Raw genomic sequence first — 2,621 nt, forward strand, 5'->3', positions numbered from 1 at the left:
TGGTCTTGCCGTACCGCTCGAAGCCGCCATTGGCCAGCGTCATCTGCTTCATCCACCGCCTCCGCGTTTGATGCAATCGCAACGCAGCAGCCTACGCCTCGGTGGACTTCTTCAGAATCTCCCTAAGGCGCGGGCAGCACGACGTCCGCCCGCGCGCCGCCGATCTCCGCGCGGCCGAGCACCAGCTCGCCTTCGTGGCTGGCCACCAGGTCGTTCACCACGGCCAGGCCCACGCCGTGGCCCGGCACGCGCTCGTCCAGCCGCACGTGCATGCGCAGGATGGATTCGGTGTCGCTGAAGCCCGGGCCGTCGTCGTCCACGCGGATGCGCAGGCGCGCGCCGTCGCGCCAGACGCGGGCCGCCACGCGGCTGCGGGCCCACTTGCCGGCGTTGTCCATCAGGTTGCCGGCGATCTCGAACAGGTCGCCCTCGTCGATGCGCCAGGCCAGGCCGGCGTCGCACTCCACGCTGAACGCCACGCCCCTGTCGGCATAGACCTTGCGCAGCGCCTCGCGGATGCGCTGCAGCACCGGCAGCACGGCGATCGGCGGCGTGAAGCGCGCGCTGCCGCTGGCCGCGGCGCGGCCCAGCTGGTGCTGCACGATGCCGTCCATGCGCGCCACCTGCTGCTCCACCGCCGCCGGCAGCTGCGCCGTGTCGTGCAGCGCGCCGCGCAGTACCGCCAGCGGCGTTTTCAGGCTGTGCGCGAGAAAGCTCAGCGCCTCCTTGTAGCGGGTCTGGCGCACGCGCTCCTGCTGGATCAGCGTGTTGAGATTGTCGGTGAGGCCGGACACCTCGTTGGGGTACAGGCCCTCGATGCGCGGCTGCTCGCCGTTCTCCACCCGCAGGATCTCGCCGGCCAGCCGCCGCAGCGGCGCCAGGCTCCAGCGCAGCAGCAGCAGTTGCGCCGCCAGCAGCAGCGCCGCCGCGCCGCCCAGCCAGGCCCACAACGTGCGCGCGAACACGCGCACCTCGCGCTTGAATTCGCCGCGCTCCTCCAGCACCGACAGCACCAGCGGCGCGGCACGCGCGCCGGCGGCCCAGCGCACCGCGTAGGTGGCGGACAGGAACGACGTGCCCGCTTCGCCCTCGACCGCCTCGAAGTGCCACTGCCCGGTCTCCACCGTGCGGCGGAACGGCGCGCGCATGCCGACGGTGGAGGCGGAGCGCCATTCCTGCCCGCGATCGGTGTTGTAGATGGCGGCGTACAGGCCGGAGCCGGGCAGCGACAGGCGCGGCTCGGCGGTTTCGCGCGGCATCACCAGCCCTCCGGCCGGGTCCAGTTCCGCTTGCGCCAGCAGCAAGTACACCGTGCCCTGCAGCCGCACGTAGTGTGCGGCGCGCACGCTGTCCTCGTGCGCGCGCTGCACCGCCACGCCGGCACCGGCCAAAAAGGCCAGCAGCACCAGCGCGGCGCCGAGCAGCAGGCGGGCGCGCAGCGAGTAGCCGGGCTTCATCCCAACGCGATCATTCCACCGCGAAGCGGTAGCCGCGCCCGCGCAGGGTCTCGATCGGCGCGAGCGTGCCTTCGGGGTCGAGCTTGCGGCGCAGCCGCCCGACCAGCACCTCCAGCACGTTGCTGTCGCGGTCGTCGCCGTGCGGATAGAGGTAGTCCGACAGCTCCTGCTTGGTCACCACGCGCGGGCGCTCGCGCACCAGGTATTCCAGCAGCCGGTATTCGTAGGCGGTGAGTTCCAGCGGCTCGCCGTTCAGGCGCACCGCCTGCGCCGCCAGGTCGATGCCGATCGGCCCGAGCGTGAGGACGTCGGTGGTGGCCTTCAGCGACCGGCGCAGCAGCGCTTTCACGCGGGCCGCCAGTTCGGGGTATTCGAAGGGCTTGACCAGGTAGTCGTCGGCGCCGGCCTCCAGGCCCAGCACCTTGTCCTGCCAGGTGCCGCGCGCGGTGAGGACCAGGATCGGCGTGTCGCGGCCTTCGGCGCGCAGGCGTTTGACCACCTCCACGCCATTGAGCTTGGGCAGGCCCAGGTCGACGATCAGCAGGTCGCACGGATACTCGCGCGCCAGGAACAGGCCTTCCTCGCCGTCGCGCGCCTCGTCCACGCGAAAGCCGTCGGCTTCCAGCTGGCGCTTCAGGCCCAGCCGCAGGGCGGCGTCGTCCTCGATCAGCAGCAGGCGCATGGCGTGGTGCGCAGCGGCGCTACTGCACGCGGCCGGTGACGGCGTCCACCAGCAGCACGCGCACTTCGCCGCCGGCGGTGAGCACCTTCACGCGCCAGGCCGGGCGCCCGCCTCCATCGGCCCGCTCCACCGCCAGCACGCGGCCGTTGCTGGCGCGCTGCGCGGCCGCGGCGGCGTCATCCCGGCTCAGGTCGGCCCAGGCCGGGACGGACGACAGCGCAAGCAGCACGGTGCAGGCGAGCAGGCGGAGTCGGGTCATGGCGGGTGGCGATGCGCGCATCGGTGGTGGTTCGGCGGGTGCAGGCGGTTGGTGCAGGCGGTTGGTGCAGTCGGTTGGTGCGATGGTACTCGCGCTCTAGCTGTCGAGTTTCACTAGGTTGTTCATAGCCGGAATGCGGCTCATGGGCGGCTGGTGGTTCAGAGCGGAGTGTGGCCGAAGCCAGTTGTAGTGGTCAACGAAGGGCTGCAGAGCGGCTCGGCGC

At 71.8% G+C, this 2,621-nt stretch carries 4 protein-coding genes; all 4 read right to left on the reverse strand.

All coding sequences use genetic code 11. The annotated features are described in order from the left end of the window. Window positions 1-122 precede the first annotated feature (122 nt). The gene (locus tag H0U68_RS20405) at window positions 123-1,457 is read right to left on the reverse strand and encodes an ATP-binding protein (RefSeq protein WP_296358737.1); all 1,335 of its coding nucleotides are present in this window, start codon (window positions 1,455-1,457) and stop codon (window positions 123-125) included. 10 nt (window positions 1,458-1,467) lie between these two features. Beyond that, window positions 1,468-2,139 carry a response regulator transcription factor gene (locus tag H0U68_RS20410; RefSeq protein WP_296358738.1) on the reverse strand — a complete coding sequence of 224 codons (672 nt, stop codon included), beginning with the start codon at window positions 2,137-2,139 and terminating at the stop codon, window positions 1,468-1,470. Window positions 2,140-2,158: 19 nt separating this feature from the next. Further along, window positions 2,159-2,398 (reverse strand): PepSY domain-containing protein, encoded by a 240-nt coding sequence (locus tag H0U68_RS20415; RefSeq protein ID WP_296358739.1) that lies wholly within the window; start codon window positions 2,396-2,398, stop codon window positions 2,159-2,161. 96 nt (window positions 2,399-2,494) lie between these two features. Next, the coding region (locus H0U68_RS20420; RefSeq protein WP_296353388.1) for an integrase core domain-containing protein at window positions 2,495-2,621 on the reverse strand (127 nt) is incomplete at its 5' end.

This window comes from Ramlibacter sp., assembly GCF_013697775.1.
Taxonomy (GTDB): Bacteria; Pseudomonadota; Gammaproteobacteria; order Burkholderiales; family Burkholderiaceae_C; genus Ramlibacter.